At 71.8% G+C, this 15120-nt stretch carries 13 protein-coding genes; 1 reads left to right on the top strand and 12 read right to left on the bottom strand.

Annotated features, from left to right (window positions below; genetic code table 11):
• Positions 1-12: 12 nt before the first annotated feature.
• The 9 genes from nagB to ABLE68_RS09675 all read right to left on the bottom strand — a co-directional run bounded on the left by nagB (position 13) and on the right by ABLE68_RS09675 (position 9429).
• Positions 13-792: a glucosamine-6-phosphate deaminase gene (nagB, locus tag ABLE68_RS09715; RefSeq protein ID WP_348871118.1), complete on the bottom strand. Its 780-nt coding sequence runs from the start codon at positions 790-792 to the stop codon at positions 13-15.
• Positions 792-1724, bottom strand: coding sequence for an N-acetylglucosamine-6-phosphate deacetylase (locus ABLE68_RS09710; RefSeq protein WP_348871117.1), 933 nt, complete (start codon positions 1722-1724; stop codon positions 792-794). The genes nagB and ABLE68_RS09710 overlap by 1 nt, the downstream gene beginning before the upstream one ends.
• Positions 1725-1734: 10 nt before the next feature.
• Complete coding sequence (locus ABLE68_RS09705) at positions 1735-2625, bottom strand: ROK family protein (protein WP_348871116.1); 891 nt, start codon at positions 2623-2625, stop codon at positions 1735-1737.
• Positions 2622-3971 (bottom strand): glycoside hydrolase family 3 protein, encoded by a 1350-nt coding sequence (locus ABLE68_RS09700; RefSeq protein WP_348871115.1) that lies wholly within the window; start codon positions 3969-3971, stop codon positions 2622-2624. The genes ABLE68_RS09705 and ABLE68_RS09700 overlap by 4 nt, the downstream gene beginning before the upstream one ends.
• A complete protein-coding gene (locus ABLE68_RS09695; RefSeq protein ID WP_348871114.1) occupies positions 3971-4810 on the bottom strand; it encodes a carbohydrate ABC transporter permease in 840 nt (279 codons plus the stop codon). The genes ABLE68_RS09700 and ABLE68_RS09695 overlap by 1 nt, the downstream gene beginning before the upstream one ends.
• Positions 4810-5718 (bottom strand): carbohydrate ABC transporter permease, encoded by a 909-nt coding sequence (locus ABLE68_RS09690; protein WP_348871113.1) that lies wholly within the window; start codon positions 5716-5718, stop codon positions 4810-4812. The genes ABLE68_RS09695 and ABLE68_RS09690 overlap by 1 nt, the downstream gene beginning before the upstream one ends.
• A gap of 95 nt (positions 5719-5813) precedes the next feature.
• Positions 5814-7109 (bottom strand): extracellular solute-binding protein, encoded by a 1296-nt coding sequence (locus ABLE68_RS09685; protein ID WP_348871112.1) that lies wholly within the window; start codon positions 7107-7109, stop codon positions 5814-5816.
• A gap of 66 nt (positions 7110-7175) precedes the next feature.
• Positions 7176-8291: an ROK family transcriptional regulator gene (locus ABLE68_RS09680; RefSeq protein WP_348871111.1), complete on the bottom strand. Its 1116-nt coding sequence runs from the start codon at positions 8289-8291 to the stop codon at positions 7176-7178.
• Positions 8292-8472: 181 nt separating this feature from the next.
• Positions 8473-9429 carry a cation diffusion facilitator family transporter gene (locus tag ABLE68_RS09675; RefSeq protein ID WP_348871110.1) on the bottom strand — a complete coding sequence of 319 codons (957 nt, stop codon included), beginning with the start codon at positions 9427-9429 and terminating at the stop codon, positions 8473-8475.
• 35 nt (positions 9430-9464) lie between these two features.
• On the opposite strand from ABLE68_RS09675, the gene ABLE68_RS09670 reads away from it, so the two are divergent.
• On the top strand, positions 9465-10361 hold the full coding sequence (locus ABLE68_RS09670; RefSeq protein WP_348871109.1) for an SGNH/GDSL hydrolase family protein: 897 nt from the start codon (positions 9465-9467) through the stop codon (positions 10359-10361).
• Between the two features lie 3 nt (positions 10362-10364).
• On the opposite strand, the gene ABLE68_RS09665 is transcribed toward ABLE68_RS09670, so the two are convergent.
• The 3 genes from ABLE68_RS09665 to paaN all read right to left on the bottom strand — a co-directional run bounded on the left by ABLE68_RS09665 (position 10365) and on the right by paaN (position 15062).
• Entirely contained in the window at positions 10365-11882 is a 1518-nt protein-coding gene (locus ABLE68_RS09665) for an amidohydrolase (protein WP_348871108.1), read from the bottom strand.
• Positions 11879-13306 carry a DHA2 family efflux MFS transporter permease subunit gene (locus tag ABLE68_RS09660; RefSeq protein WP_348871107.1) on the bottom strand — a complete coding sequence of 476 codons (1428 nt, stop codon included), beginning with the start codon at positions 13304-13306 and terminating at the stop codon, positions 11879-11881. The genes ABLE68_RS09665 and ABLE68_RS09660 overlap by 4 nt, the downstream gene beginning before the upstream one ends.
• A gap of 91 nt (positions 13307-13397) precedes the next feature.
• On the bottom strand, positions 13398-15062 hold the full coding sequence (gene paaN / locus ABLE68_RS09655) for a phenylacetic acid degradation protein PaaN (RefSeq protein WP_348871106.1): 1665 nt from the start codon (positions 15060-15062) through the stop codon (positions 13398-13400).
• Positions 15063-15120 lie beyond the last annotated feature (58 nt).

Raw genomic sequence — 15120 nt, 5'->3', positions numbered from 1 at the left:
TACCAGATCGGCTCAGAGTCCCTGCCACTCCGGCTTGGCGGCGTAGACCTCACGGTCGTGGGCGGCCCGGGCGAGACCGGAGGCAGCGGCCTCGTCGAGGAGCACGGACGCGTGCGGGTGGAGCTGGAGCACGGACGCGGGGCAGGACGCCGAGAGCGGGCCCTCGACGGCCGCGGCGATCGCCTCGGCCTTGGCGGCGCCGGTGGCGACGAGGAGCAGGTGCCGCGCCCGCAGGATGGTGCCGAGCCCCTGGGTGAGGACGTGACGCGGGACCTCGTCGACCGAGCCGAAGAAGCGCGCGTTGTCCTGCCTGGTCTGCTCGGTGAGGGTCTTGATCCGGGTCGACGACGCGAGCGACGAGCCGGGCTCGTTGAAGGCGAGGTGACCGTCGGCGCCGATGCCGAGCACCTGCAGGTCGACCCCGCCGGCGGCCAGGATCGCTTCCTCGTAACGGGATCCGGCGTGCTGCGGGTCGCTCGCGTCCGGGCTGGAGACCCGGTCGCGGGGGATGCCGAGCTCGTCGGTGAGCTCGCGGAAGATCGTCTCCCGGTAGCTCTCCGGGTGACCGGCGGGCAGCCCGACGTACTCGTCGAGCGTGAAGCAGCGGACCTCGTCGTACGACGGAGCCGTGCCCTCGCGGTGGCGCCGGATCAGCTCCTGGTACGTCGGCAGCGGGCTCGAGCCGGTCGCGAGACCCAGGACGGTGCGCGGGTTCGTACGGACCTGGGCCTCGATCGTGTCGGCGGCGAGCACCGCGATGTCGGCGGCGGTGGCGAGCGGGACGACCTCCATCAGCCCACCAGCCTCAGGCCGTCGGTGAGCTCGATCCGCTCCTCACGGGGCGGCAGACCGAGCAGGGTGAGCGGCGTCGAGGTCGCGGTGGCGAGCGCGTCCTCGACCGAGCAGCCGGTCTGCTCGACCAGGACCCGCAGGCAGTCGAGCAGCGAGGCCGCGGAGCCGGCAAGCGTGCCGTCGGCCAGACGGACGGTGCCGTCGGCGACGACGACGTCCTGGTCGCCGAGCCGGGTCGCGCCGTCGGGGAGCCCGAGGGCGGCGGTCGTGTCGGAGACGGAGAGGAAGCGGTCCGGACCCAGCGCCCGCCAGGCGGCCCGCACGAAGTAGGGGTCGAGGTGGTGGCCGTCGACGATGACCCCGGCCACGAGATCTCCCCCGAGCGCGGCGCCGACCGGCCCGGGCTCGCGCGGCAGCAGCGGCGCCATCGCGTTGCCGACGTGGGTCACGCAGCGGGCACCGGCCGCGACAGCAGCAGCGACCTCGGCGGTCCCGGCGGCCGTGTGCCCGACCGACACCACGACGCCCCGCGACACCAGCCGCTCGATGACCTCGAGCGCACCGGGCAGCTCGGGGGCGATCGTCACCATCACCACTCCGGCCTCCCGCGACCAGCCGTCGACCAGGTCGAGCGACGGCGCACGCAGCCAGTGCTCGGGGTGCGCGCCCTTGCGGGTCGGCGCGATCATCGGCCCCTCGAAGTGCAGCCCGAGCGGCTCGGCCCCGCTCCACCCGGCAGGCGGACCGGCGGCCAGCGTGGCCAGGGCCTGGTCGCGAGCCGCCGGGTCGGACGTGATCACGGTCGGCACGAACGCGACCACGCCGTACGCCGGGAGCGCGGCTGCGACGTCCCAGAGCCGGTGCGGCTCCGCGGTGAGGTCGATGCCGGCCGCGCCGTTGACCTGGGCGTCGACGAGTCCGGAGACGATCATCGGCGCCGCCTCATCGTCGCAGCAGGGCCGCGCCCACGGCAGCGACCGGGTAGTCGGACGGGACGACGCGGAGCCGGCCAGCGAGGTCGAGCGACGCGAGGAACGGCGAGGTCGCGGCCTGGTCGTCCAGGGCCGCGCCGACCACGACGCGCAGCTGCTCGCCGAGCTGGGCGACGCCGCCGCCGAGCACGACGGTGCGCGGGTCGACGGCCAGGCAGAGCACCCGGATCGCCTCGGCCACGCCGGCGGCGAAGCGACTGCGTGCGTCGATCGCCTTCGGGTCACCGGACTGCGCGGCGGCGAACATCGCCTGCGCGGGAGGTACGTCGCCCGACGGCCACGCTGCTGCGAGTGCCGAGCCCGAGGCGATGGTCTCCAGGCAGCCGCGCTGCCCGCACTGGCACAGGGCTCCCGACGGGTCGACGGGCACGTGCCCGATCTCCCCGGCCGCGCCGTGGACGCCCCGACGGAGCCGGCCGTCGAGGACCAGCCCGGCCGCGAGACCGGTGCCGATGCTGAGGTAGACGAGGTCGTCCTGGCCGCTGAGGGCGACGGCGCCGAGGCTGGCGGCGTTGACGTCGTTCTCGATCACGACGTCAACGCCGAGCCGCTCGCCGAGGAGGTCGCCGAGCAGCACCCAGTCACCGTCGAGACCGAGGTTGACCGCGTGCTTGACCGCGCCGCGCTCGACGTCGACCAGGCCCGGGATGCCGATCCCGACCGGTCCGTCCAGCGGGCCCTCGGTGGCGACACGCAGCGCCTCGACGACGCGTGCGGCGGTGCGGACGACACCGTCGGCGCCGGGCTCGGTCGGCTCACGGACCTCGGCACAGATCGCCCCGGAGTCGTCGAGGACCAGCCCGAGGGTCTTGGTCGCACCGATGTCCAGACCGAGCTTCACCGGTCCCACCCTGCCTCTCGGAGCAGCTCGGTCACGGCAGCCGCCCCGGGGCGAGAGTAGCCGCGCGTGCAGATCCGGGGTGCGGATCCGTCGTACGGACCGGGCCAGCCCCACTCGACGACGACTGCGGCACCGGTCGTGTCGATCTCCGGCCGGCGGTGGGCGTCGCGCACCTGCAGGACGATCGGGCGGTCGGAGGTGAGCGGCTCGCCGGGAGCGACGACGCGGTCGGGCAGCAGACCCCACGGGACCTCGCCGACGGCGATGTTGGCCGCGGTGGCCACGCTGACGACGACCGCGCCGCGCAGGTCGGGCAGCTCGCCCTCGACGCTGATCGAGCGTCGGGCGCCCTCGAGCTGACGACTGTCGAGACCCCGCAGCTGGGCGATCCGGGCTCCGGCCTCGCGGAGCCGCTCCTCCGACAGCCGGCCGGTGCGGACCGCGTCGACGATCGCGGCCTGGGTCTCCCGGACGAGCGCGACCGGCTTGTCGGGGCCGATGCAGAGCAGGTCGGCGCCCGCGGCGAGAGAGAGCACGGCGGCCTCGGGGATGCCCCGGCCGGCGGACGCGCCCGCCATGTCGAGGGCGTCGCTGACGATGACGCCGTCGTAGGACAGCCGCTCGCGGAGCAGGTCGAGCACCGGCTTGCTCAGCGTGGCGGGGAGCTCCGGGTCGATCGCGGAGACCACGATGTGCGACGTCATCACCGAGGCGATGCCCGCCTCCACCGAGGTCGCGAAGGGCAGCAGCTCCCGAGCGGCGAGGGTGTCGAGGTCCACGTCGATGACCGGGAGGGCGAGGTGGCTGTCCTGTGCGGTGTCGCCGTGGCCCGGGAAGTGCTTGGCGCACGCGGCCACACCGGCGTCCTGGAGCCCGTGCACCCAGGCCGCGACGTGCTCGGCGACCCGCTCGGGGTCGGTGCCGAAGCTGCGGGTGCCGATCACCGGGTTGTCGGGGTTGGTGTTGACGTCGGCGACCGGCCCGAGGTCGAGGTTGATGCCGGCTGCCGCGAGCTCGGCGCCGATCAGGCGGCCGGTCTCGTAGGTCAGGTCGAGGTCGTCGGCGGCACCGAGGGCGGCGGGTCCCAGGACCGGGCTGCCGTCCATCGCGTGCAGGCGCGTGACGTCACCGCCCTCCTCGTCGACCGCGATCACGGCGCGCGGGTTGGCCGCCAGGATCGCGGCGCTGAGCGCGGCGACCGCTCCCGGACCGTCCGCGGTGTTGCTGCCGAAGTAGCAGATGCCGCCGAGGCCCTCGGCCAGCAGCGCGGCGTAGTCGCCGGGCAGCGTCGTGCCGGCGAAGGCCGGGAGCTGGACGCGGAGCGCGAGCTCCTCGATCGAGGTCATCAGCCCTTCACCCCGCCCGCGGTGAGGCCCGCGACCATCCGGCCCTGGACGACGAGGAAGAAGACGACGACGGGGATGGCGATCAGCGTGGAGCCGGCCATGATCCCGCCCCAGTCCGTGCCGCGGTTGACGTCGGTGAAGGTCGAGAGCCACAGCGGCAGGGTGCGGTGGTCCTCCTTGGTCATCACGACCAGCGCGAGCGTGAACTCGTTCCAGGCCTGGATGAACCCGAAGACACCGGTGGCGACGAGGCCGGGCGCCAGCAGCGGGAAGGTGATCTTGAAGAAGGCCTGCGTGCGCGAGCAGCCGTCGATCATCGCGGCCTCCTCGAGCTCGTAGGGCACGCCGGACACGAAGCCGCGCAACGTCCAGATCGTGAAGGGCAGCACGCCCGCGACGTACACGAGCGAGAGGCCGATGACGGTGTTGAGGAGGTCCATCGCCTCGAGCATCTTGTACTGGGAGATGAAGAGGCCCTCGACCGGGATCATCTGGATGATCAGCAGCACGACGATGAAGGAGACGCGGCCGCGGAAGCGGAACCGCGAGACCGCGACCGCTGCGATGAAGGCGAAGAGCAGCGAGACCACGATCGTCAGCACGGTCACCATCAGGCTGATCTTCAGCGCGTTGACGAACTGGTCGGTCTCGAAGACGGTGCGGTAGTTGTCGAGGTCGCCGCCGAACGGCACCCAGGTCGGCACCGGGTTGCGGATCTCGTTGCGGTCGAGGAAGGAGCTGTTGACCATCCAGTAGACCGGGAACGCCGCGACCAGGAAGGCCAGGACGCCGATCACGTTGGCGGTGACCCGCAGCGGACGGGCAGTGGGCCGTGCCATCAGTCGGTCCCTTCCTGCTTGAGCATCGCGCGGACGTACGGCGCGGTGAGGACGACGGTCAGCACGAGCATGAAGATCGCGACGGCCGCGGCCATGCCGAACTTCCCGCCGCCGATGCCGAGCCGGTAGATGTAGGTGCCGAGCAGGTTGGTGTCGTGGGTGCTGCCACCGGCCTGCTGGAGGATGTAGATCTGCGTGAAGACCCGCAGGTCCCAGATCACCTGGAGCAGGCCGACGACGAGCAGCACCGACCGGATGCTCGGGAGCACGATGTGGCGCAGCCGCTGCGCGGGTCCGGCTCCGTCGATCTCGGCGGCCTCGACCAGCTCCTCGGGCACCTGGGTGAGAGCGGCGTACACGGTGAACGCCACGAACGGCACGCTCATCCACACCACGATCACCGTGGCCACGAAGAAGAAGGAGAGCGGCTGGAGCAGCCAGGAGTGGCCCTCGTAGTCCGCCCCGAGCTGGGTGAGCAGGTAGTTGACCACGCCGTACTGCGTGTCGAAGAGCCACTCCCACACGGTCAGCGCCGCGACCACGGGCATCGCCCACGCGAGCAGCAGGCCGCTCTGCAGCAGGATCCGCACGGGCTTGGCCATGTGGCGCATGAGCAGCGCGAGGCCGACGCCGATCGCCATCGTGACGGTGGCGTTGACGGCGCAGAAGACCAGCGAGCGGAAGGTGACCCGCCACAGGTAGGGGTCGGTCAGCAGGTCGCGGTAGTTGTCGACGCCGATCCACTCCGGCGGCCGGCCGAACTGCTGGGCGAGGCCGAAGTCCTGGAAGGACAGGACCACCTGCCGGACGAGCGGGTAGCCGAGGGCCACGACCAGGGCGGCGACCGCCGGGAGCAGGAGCACGTACGGCAGCGGCGTACGGCGTGGACGGGGTGCCGTGTCGGTCATGGTTCCTCCTCTCGGTTCGATCATTGGGCATGACACGGCCGGGGTGGCGGTTCGCACCACCCCGGCCGTGTCGTGCTGGTCCTGCGGATGAATCCTCAGCCGTTGAGCTGGGAGTTCATCTGGTCGTCGGCCTTCTTGGCCAGCTCCTCGACGTCACCGCCCTGGGCGATCGCGCTGAAGAGGTCCTCGAGCACCCGCGAGCCCTCGACGTTGGCCCAGCCCGGCGCGGCCGGGGTGAGCTTGGCGTTGGACGCGGCGGCGATGGTCGCCTGGGCGAACTCGTCGTCACCGAGCAGCGGGGCCAGCGACGTCTTGGCCGGGGTGAGGCCGTTCTTCGCGAGGATGGTCTGGTAGTCGTCGCTGAGCATCAGGGCGACGGCCTTCGAGGCGAGCTCCTGGTTGGCCGACTTCGCGGCGATCGCGATGTCGGAGCCACCGAGCAGGACCGGGGCGGGCTGGCCGTCGGTGCCGGGCAGGGCGAAGACGCCGATCTGCTTGCCGTAGGTGTCGGGGCACCCGGTCTTCGGGTCGTTGATCAGGCCGTTGATCCAGCCCGGGGCCGAGACCATGCCGATCTCGCCGGCGCAGAACGGCGTCCACGAGTCGGCCTCGTTGCCGTCCTTGGCCGCACCCGAGGCCTCGGTGAAGAGCTTCTGCGCGGTCTCGAGCCCCTGGATCGACTCGGGCGAGTCGAGGGAGCCCGTCCACTCGCCGTCGGCGTCGGTCGCCAGGTCGCCGCCGGCGTCCCAGATGAACGCGGCACCGTTGCGCCAGTCCTGGCCGGGGAACCAGAAGCCGGAGAAGTTGGCCGGCTTGGGGTTGGCCTGCTTGAGCTTGATCGCGTCGTCGATGAACTCGTCCATCGTCGTCGGCACCGCGGTGATGCCGGCGTCCTTGAAGAGGTCCTTGCGGTAGAAGATGTACTTCGAGCCGGCGTAGTACGGCACGGCGTACGTCTTGCCGTCGACCGTGGCGCCGTCGACGAAGCCCTGGAGCAGGTCGTCGCCGCCGAGGTCGCCCAGCTGGTCGGTCATGTCGGAGAACGCGCCGGCCGAGGTGAACGTCGGGGCCTGCGTGTTGCCGATCTCGACCACGTCGGGGGTCTCGGACTCGCTGGAGAGCGACGTGGTCAGCTTCTCGACGAGGCCGTCCCACTCCTGCTGCTCGATGGTCAGCGTGGAGCCGGGGTTCTGCTCCTCGAAGGTCTTCTTCAGCCAGTCACGGGCGTCCTGGGGCGTGTCCGTGCCGTTGAGCCAGACGCGGATGTCGGCGGTCTTCGGACCGCTGTCGCTCGACGGGCTGTCGCCGTCGCTGTCACTGCCACAGGCGGCCAGGGTCGCCACGGCCATGGCACTGACGGCCAGGACCGCCAAAGTCTTCTTGATGCGCACCGCTGTTTCCTCTCGTCGAGCTTCACTTGCTGGGGTTGGTGGGTGGTGCTGGTTCCGAGACGCTTGTCAGGACACGCCGAGCTGACCGGAGAGGACGAGGACGGCTGCTCCGACGAGCACGACGTCCTCTCCGAGGGTGGAGGTGCGCACCACGAGCCCCTCCGCGCTGACCGCCATGGTCCGGGCGCGGATGCTGCGGTCGGCGGCCTCGCGCAGGGGGCCGTCGAGCAGCTCCTGCGGTCCGCTGAGCACCAGCTCGTGGAGGTTGAGCGTGCCGACGACCGGGGCGAGCGCAGCCCCGAGCTGCTCGCCGACCCGGGTCAGGATCTCAGTGCGGTCGGCGCCGGGCTCGTCGAGGCGGCGGCGCAGGTGGGGGACGGCGAGGATCGTCTCGAGGCAGCCCTGGCGGGAGCACGCGCAGCGCTCGCCGTCGGGGTCGATGACGACGTGGCCGATCTCGCCGGCCGCGCCGCGGTGGCCGTGGAGGAGCGAGCCCTCGAGCACCAGGCCGGCACCCACACCGGTCCCGACCCGGAGCACCATCAGGCCGCCGTCACCGGTCTGGCCGAAGGTGTGCTCGCCGAGGACGGCGGTGTTGGCGTCGTTCGCGACGAAGACCGGGAGGTCGAGGGCGTCGGCCAGGCTCTGGGCCAGCGGGGTGTCGGTCCAGGCCAGGTTGGGGGCGTCGATGACGGTGCCGGCGGCGTCGACGACGCCGGGGCTGCCGACGCCGACACCGAGGACGGGGCGGTCGGTCATCGCGATCAGCTCGGAGGCGAGCCGGTGCACGAGGGCGACCGCGTCCGCGCCCTTGGCGCCGACGAGCTCGAGCTCGTGACGGGCCACGACGACGCCGGCGAGGTTGATGACCGCACCGGTCATCCGGTCGGTGGCCGAGAGGTCGATGCCGATGATGTGGGCCGAGTCGACCGCGAGCCCGACCAGCATCGGCGGCTTGCCGACCCGGCTCTCCGCGGGAGCACCGAGCTCCTCGACGAGACCCTCGGCGACCATCTCGTTGACCAGGTCGGAGACGGTGACGCGGGTCAGCCCGGTGGTGCGGGCCAGGTCGGCCCGGCTGGCGGATCCCTCCCGGAACAGCTGCTGGAGCAGCAGCGACCGGTGGTGGCGGCGGGTGTCCTCCTGGAGGAGCTTGCCGCGGGGCCGCAGGGGCTTGCCCACGGAGGAGATCGTCGTCACGTTTGTTAGTTCAGCGCACTTACTTATTCCGCGTCAAGCGTTTCCGGGAAATTCGTGCGTGCTGGAATACCCGGTTCACCGGGTACTCATGGACTTCTGGGGTGTTGCAACAGCCGAGAAGTCCTGGAACACCCGGTTCACCGGGTATTCCAGCGGCCACGCCTCAGGGCCGCAGCGACGGCTTGTCCGGCAGTGACAGCGTGAGCACGGCGTCCTCGATGAGCGGGTGCTCCTCGATGTCGGTCTCCACGTCGCGCAGGCGTACGGCGAGGTGCGACTCGGTGTCGTCGCCGACCAGGTCGACCGCGGCGACGATGAAGAGCCGCTGCGGGCCGACGTACTCGATGTGCAGGTAGGTCAGGCGCTCGATCTGCGGGTGCTCGAGGATGCCGGCGATCACCCGCGAGCGGGTCTCCGGGGTCGGCGCCTCCCCCAGCAGGTAGTCCATGTTGCGACGCATCAGGAAGACGGCGACGAAGGCCAGCAGCACGCCGATGGCGATCGAGCCGAGGGCGTCGAAGACCGCGTTGCCGGTCAACTGGTGGAGCGCGATCCCGACGCCGGCGAAGAGGATGCCGAGGAGCGCCGAGAAGTCCTCGAAGAAGACCGCGCGCAGGGTCGGGTTGGACGTCTGGGCGACGAAGCGCAGCGGGTGCAGGCCGAAGCGCTGGGCCGCCCCGTGCACCTGCCGCGACGCCTGGAGGAACGACGTGCCCTCGAGCACGAAGGCGATGCCGAGCACGACGTAGTTGACCAGGAAGCTGGTGTCCTCCTCGCCCGAGGCGAGCGAGGTCAGGCCGTGCCAGATCGACACCACGGCGCCGGCGGAGAAGAGCCCGAACGCCGCGACCAGCGACCAGATGTAGGTCTGCCGGCCGTAGCCGCGCGGGTGCTCCGCGTCGCGGGGCCGGTCGCCCTTGCGCTCCGCGATGAGCAGAAAGACCTCGTTGCCGGTGTCGGCCCACGAGTGCGCAGCCTCGGCGACCATCGCGGCCGAGCCGGTGATCACCGCGGCGGCGGTCTTCGCGGCGGCGAGCAGCCCGTTGGCCACCAGCGCCACGACCACCGTCAGCAGTGAGTCGGACGCCTGGGTGTCCTCGGGCTCCGCGACGTTCGTCATACCCCCTTCGTACAGCACCCACGTACGGTCGAGAGATGTCTCGGATCCTCGCTGCCGCCTGCCTGGCTGCCCTGGCCCTGCTCGGCGGGTGCTCGAGCGACGGTGGCAGCGACCAGCCGACGCCCACGCCGGCGCGAGAGACGGGCTCGCCGATCGCAGCAGCCACGACGTACGACACGTACGTCGCGCTGGGCGACTCCTACACGGCCGCGCCGCTCGTGCCACCCACGGACACGAGCACCATCTGCCTGCGGTCGGGGGTCAACTACCCCGCTCAGCTCACGAAGGCGATGCCCGGCACCACGCTCACCGACGTGAGCTGCAGCGGCGCGCGCACGGCCGACATGACGGGCCGCCAGACCGGTCAGTTCGGGTCGGTGCCCCCGCAGTTCGACGCGCTGAAGCCCACCACCGACCTGGTCACCATCGGGCTCGGCGGCAACGACGACGGGCTCTTCGTCTCGACGCTCGGCGGCTGCACGCAGCTCGCGTCGAGCGATCCGACCGGGTCACCGTGCGCCGACGCGGCCGCGCGGGAGAACGTCCTCGACCCCGCACTCGCCGACATCCGGGCCAACCTCGCCGGCGTCGTCCGCGGGGTGCGCGAGCGATCGCCCGATGCCCGGATCATCGTGGTCGGCTATCCCCAGATCGCGCCGGAGTCGGGAAGCTGTGACGCGCTGCCCCTCGCCGCCGGCGACTACGCGTTCGTGCGGAAGGTCAACCAGGGGCTCTCGGACGCCGTCCGGCTCGGCGCGACCGACGCGGGCGCCGAGTTCCTCGACCTCTGGGGCCCGAGCGCCGGACACGACATCTGCAGCTCCGAGCCCTGGATCAACGGCCGGCTCACGACCGGTGCGGCCGCCGCCTACCACCCGTTCGCGGTCGAGCAGCAGGCCGTCGCCGACCTGCTGCTGACGCAGGTCCAGTAGGCCCTACAGCGCCGAGTGGGCCGGGATCCCGGCCACCAGCGTGAAGCCGACCGGCATCTCGCGCAGCGCCGTCCCCAGCACCGAGGTGTCTGCGGCGTCCAGGTCGCGCAGCAACGGGTCGCGGTCCAGGAGCACCAGGTCCCCGCGCGATCCGGTGCCCACCATCGGCTGCCCGTCGACGGACGCGGCCAGCGCCTCGCGCACGGTGATGCCCTGCTCGCCGTGCCACGGTCCGCGCTCGTCGGCGCTGCGGTGCACGGCCGCGGCCATCGCCAGCCAGGGGTCGAGCGGCGACACCGGTGCGTCCGACCCGAGCGCCAGCTCCACCCCGTCGTCGAGCATCCAGCGGAACGCGAAGCACCGCTCGGACCGCTCGCCCCAGATCTTGTCCGTGAGGTCGCGGTCGTCGAGGAGGTGCGCGGGCTGCACGCTGGCCCGGATGCCGAGCTCGGCCATCCGGCGCACGTCCTCGCGCCGGGCCATCTGCGCGTGCTCGATCGACCCCCGTGCCCCGGTCGCGGCGTACGACGTGAGCGCCTCGGCCACCGCGGCGTCGCCGATCGCGTGGGTGGCGATCTCGAGCCCGCCCTCGTGGGCGACCCGGAGCAGCTCCCGCAGCTCGTCGCCCGAGAGGTTGGGCTGACCGGACGGGTACTCCAGCCGGTGCGCGTCGCCGTACGGCTCGCAGCACCAGGCGGTGCGCGTGTTCAGCGACCCGTCGCTGATGATCTTCAGCGGGCCCATGGTCGCCCGCTCGTCGCAGCCGGGCAGCGTGTCGCCGGTCCGGAGGCCCAGCGCGATGACGTCGGCGAGGTGCATCTCGTACGTCGCGGCGCGCACCCGGAGCACGTCCGCGCCCTCACCCCAGCGCTCGACCCAGTCGAGCGGACCGCTGCCGAACTCGAAGTCGGTCAGCCCGACGATGCCCAGCGACGCGGCGGTGTCGAGCGTGCGCCGGTAGGCCTCGGGCGAGGTGCCGTCGGTGCCGACCAGGCTGGAGAGACGGGGGTAGGCCGCGAACCACTCCGCCTCACGGACCACCGAGTCGCGCACCGGCATCGCGAGGTGCATGAGGGCGAGCGTGTTGAGCCAGGCGTGGTGCCCGTCCCCGCTGATCAGCACGACGGGCGTTCCCCCGCTCACGGCGTCGAGCTCGGAGACGGTGACGTCACGCTCCCACCCCGCGGAACGGTGGCCCCAGCCGATCACCGGGAGGTCGGGATACTCCGCCACCCGCTCGGCGACCATCACCAGCGCCTGCTCGGGCGAGTGCGCCGGGGCGAGGTCGAGACGTCCGGAGCTGAGCGTCCACTGCGCCATGTGCACGTGCTGGTCCCACAGGCCCGGGATCACCCAGCGTCCCGCGGCGTCGGACTCGTCGACGCCGTTGGGCCGGTCGAGGTCCGGTCCGACCGCGGTCACGGTGCCGCGCTCGACCAGGATGTCGACCGGGTGGTCGGGTGCCTCGTCCCCCTCGTGGAGCGGGACGAGTCGGGCGTTGCGGATCAGGTGGCTCGTCACCCGGCAGACGCTAGCGGCGCCGACCCCTCGGGGTCGGCATCGGGGGCGTCCATCACCATCGGCTTGGGGCGGAGCAGCGTGCCGCCGACGACCGCTGCGAGCAGGGCTGCGGCCGCACCCACCGCGAAGGCCAGCTGGAAGCCGCCGTTCAGCGCGTCGAGCGGTGCACCTCCGGAGTCGGTGAGCGACTCGGTGCGCCAGGTCGACAGGCTGACCAGGACGGCCAGGCCGAGCGCGCCGCCCATCATGAACGACGTGTTGACGACGCCGGACGCGAGACCGGACTCGTGCGGCTCGACGTCGCCCATCGCAGCGAGGAGCACCGGGTTGAAGGCGATGCCCGCGCCGGCGCCGAGCAGCAGCATCGAGGGCAGGACGTCGATCAGGAAGGTGCCGTCGACGGGCGCCCGGGAGAAGAGCCCGAGGCTGACTGCGGCGAGCGAGAGCCCGACCACGAGGGGCGGTCGGATGCCGAAACGCATGACCAGCCGGTCGGACACGCGCAGCGAGCAGAAGGCCATCACGACGCTGGTCGGGATGAAGGCGAGGCCGACCTCGAGGGCGTCGTACGCCAGCACCTGCTGGAGGTACAGCGCCGCGAGGAAGAACCAGGCGAACATCGCGGCCGCCCACAGCACGCCGACGACCTGCGAGACCACGACGTTGCGGAGCTTGAAGAGGCGCAGCGGCACGAGCGGCTCGGCGACCCGCGACTCCCAGAGCACGAAGACCGCGAGCAGCACCAGGCTGCCGGCGATGAGCCACGCGTCGGTCTGGACGATCCCGTAGACCGACAGCATCAGCGCAGCGGTCACCAGCACGGCACCGAGCACGTCGACCCGGCCGCGGGCTCCGACCACGTCGTCGGACGGCAGGATCCGGCGGGCGGCGAGCAGCACCCCGATGCCGACCGGCACGTTGACCAGGAAGATCCAGTGCCACGAGAAGAGACCGGTGAGGACACCACCGAGCAGCACGCCGACGGCCCCGCCGCCGGACATCACGAAGCCGAAGAAGCCCATCGCCTTCGCGCGCTCCCCCGGCTCGGTGAAGAGCCCCATGATCAGGGACAGCGCGACCGCCGAGACCGCGGCGCCGCCGAGGCCCTGCACGGCGCGGCCGACGACCAGGAGCCCGGACGTCGGGGCCAGGCCGCAGGCGATCGATGCCGTGGTGAAGGCCACGACTCCGCCGAGGAAGACCCGCTTGTTGCCGAGCAGGTCACCGAGGCGCCCGGACAGCAGCAGGAATCCGCCGAAGGTCAGCAGGTAGGCGTTGACCACCCACGCCAGCGCGGACTGGGAGAAGCCCAGGTCGTCCTGGATCGAAGGCAGGGCGACGTTCACGATGCTCGAGTCGAGCACGATCATCAGGTCGCCCAGGCACAGCACGTAGAGCGCGAGCCAGCGGTTGCGATCAGTCATCTCGATCTCCTCGGTGGAAGGTGCGGTCACCTGTTCCACGAATCAGGGGCTACGAAATCGACAGACCCGCCGAAACTGCTCGAATCATCGCTCAGATGTGGCGACGTGACTGGATAACCCGGAACCGCGAAGCGACGTACGCACCATCGGTGTACGTCGCGTTGGCCGCCGGGTTGGCCCCGGTCCCGTGGAAGTCCGAGAACGCCGCCGACTGGTTGACGAAGACCCCACCCGTGAGGTTCTCCGACAGCGCGACGCCGGACTCGAGCGCGGCCCACCGCATCTGCTCGATCACGTCCTCGGAGGTCGAGTAGACCGAGGCGGTCATCGCACCGTGGCGCACCACGGTGATCGCGAAGAGCGCGATCGCCTCCTCGATGTCGGCGGTCCGGATCAGGTAGGAGACCGGGCCGAAGCACTCCGCGGCGTAGGTGTCGGCGTCGACCGCGTCGAGGCCGACGAGGAGCGGGGTGCGCACGGTCGCGTCGGGGTACGCCGGGTGCGCGATGTCCCGGCTCGGGATCAGGACCTCGCCGACCGTGGCGGCCTTCTCGAGCCGCGCGCGTACGTCGGGGGTGACGACCGCACCGAGGATCTCGACGGCCCGCGCGTCGTCGCCGAGCAGCCGGTCGAGAGCGGCCGCGATGCCGGCCGCGACGTCAGCCGGCGCCTTGCGGCCCTCGTCGGTCTCGACGCCCGAGGCCGGCACGAAGATGTCCTGCGGCGAGGTGCACATCTGGCCCGTGTAGAGCGCGAGCGAGAAGGCGATGTTCTGGCACATGCCGGCGAAGTCGGACGTCGAGTCGACGACGATGCAGTTGACGCCGGCCTTCTCGGTGAACACCACGGCCTGGTGGGCCCGCTGCTCGAGCCAGTCGCCGAAGGCCGTGCCCCCGGTGAAGTCGATGACGCGCACCTCGGGCCGGACCGCGAGCACCGCCGCGAGCCGGTCGCCGGGCGCCTCGGCCGCGAGCATCACGAGGTTGGGCTCGAAGCCCTGCTCGGCCAGCACCTCCTGGCAGACCTGGACCGTGATCGCGAGCGGCAGCACGGCGTTCGGGTGCGGCTTGACCACGACCGGGTTGCCGGTCACGAGCGAGGCGAACAGGCCGGGCCAGGAGTTCCAGGTCGGGAACGTGTTGCAGCCGATCACCAGCGCGACCCCGCGCGGCATCACGGTGAACGTCTTCTCCATCCGCAGCGGCTCGCCGCGAGCCGGCTTCTCCCAGATCGCCGTCTCTGGCGTGCGGGTCATCTCGACCCAGGCGTAGGCGATCGCCTCGAGCGCCCGGTCGAGCGCGTTGGCACCACCCGCCTGGAAGGCCATCACGAAGGCCTGGCCGCTGGTGTGCTGGACGGCGTTGGCGAGCTCGAAGACCCGGGCGTGCAGGCGGTCGAGGATCTCCAGGCAGACACCCGTGCGCCCGTCCGGCCCGGCGACGCGCCAGGCCCGCATGCCCGACTCGGCAGCCGCCATCAGGCCGCTGACGTTGCGGACGTGGGGGTAGGCGACGTCGAGGTCGAAGCCGTACGGCGACCGCTCGGTGGCGACCGTCCCCTCGGCTCCCGGCGTGGTCAGCGGGAAGGCGCCGCCCAGCCACGCGTCGTACGCCGCCCTGCCCTCGGCGGCGGCCTGCTCGCCGTAGACCCGCGGCGACGGCGACTCGTCGAAGGCGGAGTACCAGGTCCGCGACGCGCTGGCGGAGACCGCGGCGTCCAGCCGCGGCCGGTGGGTCTCGAAGAGACCGGTGCTCATGGAACCTCCCGAGGTGTCGCAAGCAGCCACACTCTGGCACAGGATCGACACAGATACC

The organism is Nocardioides pollutisoli (assembly GCF_040045055.1).
Lineage (GTDB): Bacteria > Actinomycetota > Actinomycetes > Propionibacteriales > Nocardioidaceae > Nocardioides > Nocardioides tweenelious.
Note: the sequence above shows the minus strand (reverse complement) of the source record. Positions and strands in the feature narration are given on the sequence as shown.

What these genes read in the sequence shown, in the direction of transcription:
- nagB (WP_348871118.1), bottom strand. Translation starts at nt 792, where the DNA reads ATGGAGGTCGTCCCGCTCGCCACCGCCGCCGACATCGCGGTGCTCGCC.
- ABLE68_RS09700 (WP_348871115.1), bottom strand. Translation starts at nt 3,971, where the DNA reads ATGACCTCGATCGAGGAGCTCGCGCTCCGCGTCCAGCTCCCGGCCTTC.
- paaN (WP_348871106.1), bottom strand. Translation starts at nt 15,062, where the DNA reads ATGAGCACCGGTCTCTTCGAGACCCACCGGCCGCGGCTGGACGCCGCG.
- ABLE68_RS09695 (WP_348871114.1), bottom strand. Translation starts at nt 4,810, where the DNA reads ATGGCACGGCCCACTGCCCGTCCGCTGCGGGTCACCGCCAACGTGATC.
- ABLE68_RS09660 (WP_348871107.1), bottom strand. Translation starts at nt 13,306, where the DNA reads ATGACTGATCGCAACCGCTGGCTCGCGCTCTACGTGCTGTGCCTGGGC.
- ABLE68_RS09690 (WP_348871113.1), bottom strand. Translation starts at nt 5,718, where the DNA reads ATGACCGACACGGCACCCCGTCCACGCCGTACGCCGCTGCCGTACGTG.
- ABLE68_RS09675 (WP_348871110.1), bottom strand. Translation starts at nt 9,429, where the DNA reads ATGACGAACGTCGCGGAGCCCGAGGACACCCAGGCGTCCGACTCACTG.
- ABLE68_RS09670 (WP_348871109.1), top strand. Translation starts at nt 9,465, where the DNA reads ATGTCTCGGATCCTCGCTGCCGCCTGCCTGGCTGCCCTGGCCCTGCTC.
- ABLE68_RS09710 (WP_348871117.1), bottom strand. Translation starts at nt 1,724, where the DNA reads ATGATCGTCTCCGGACTCGTCGACGCCCAGGTCAACGGCGCGGCCGGC.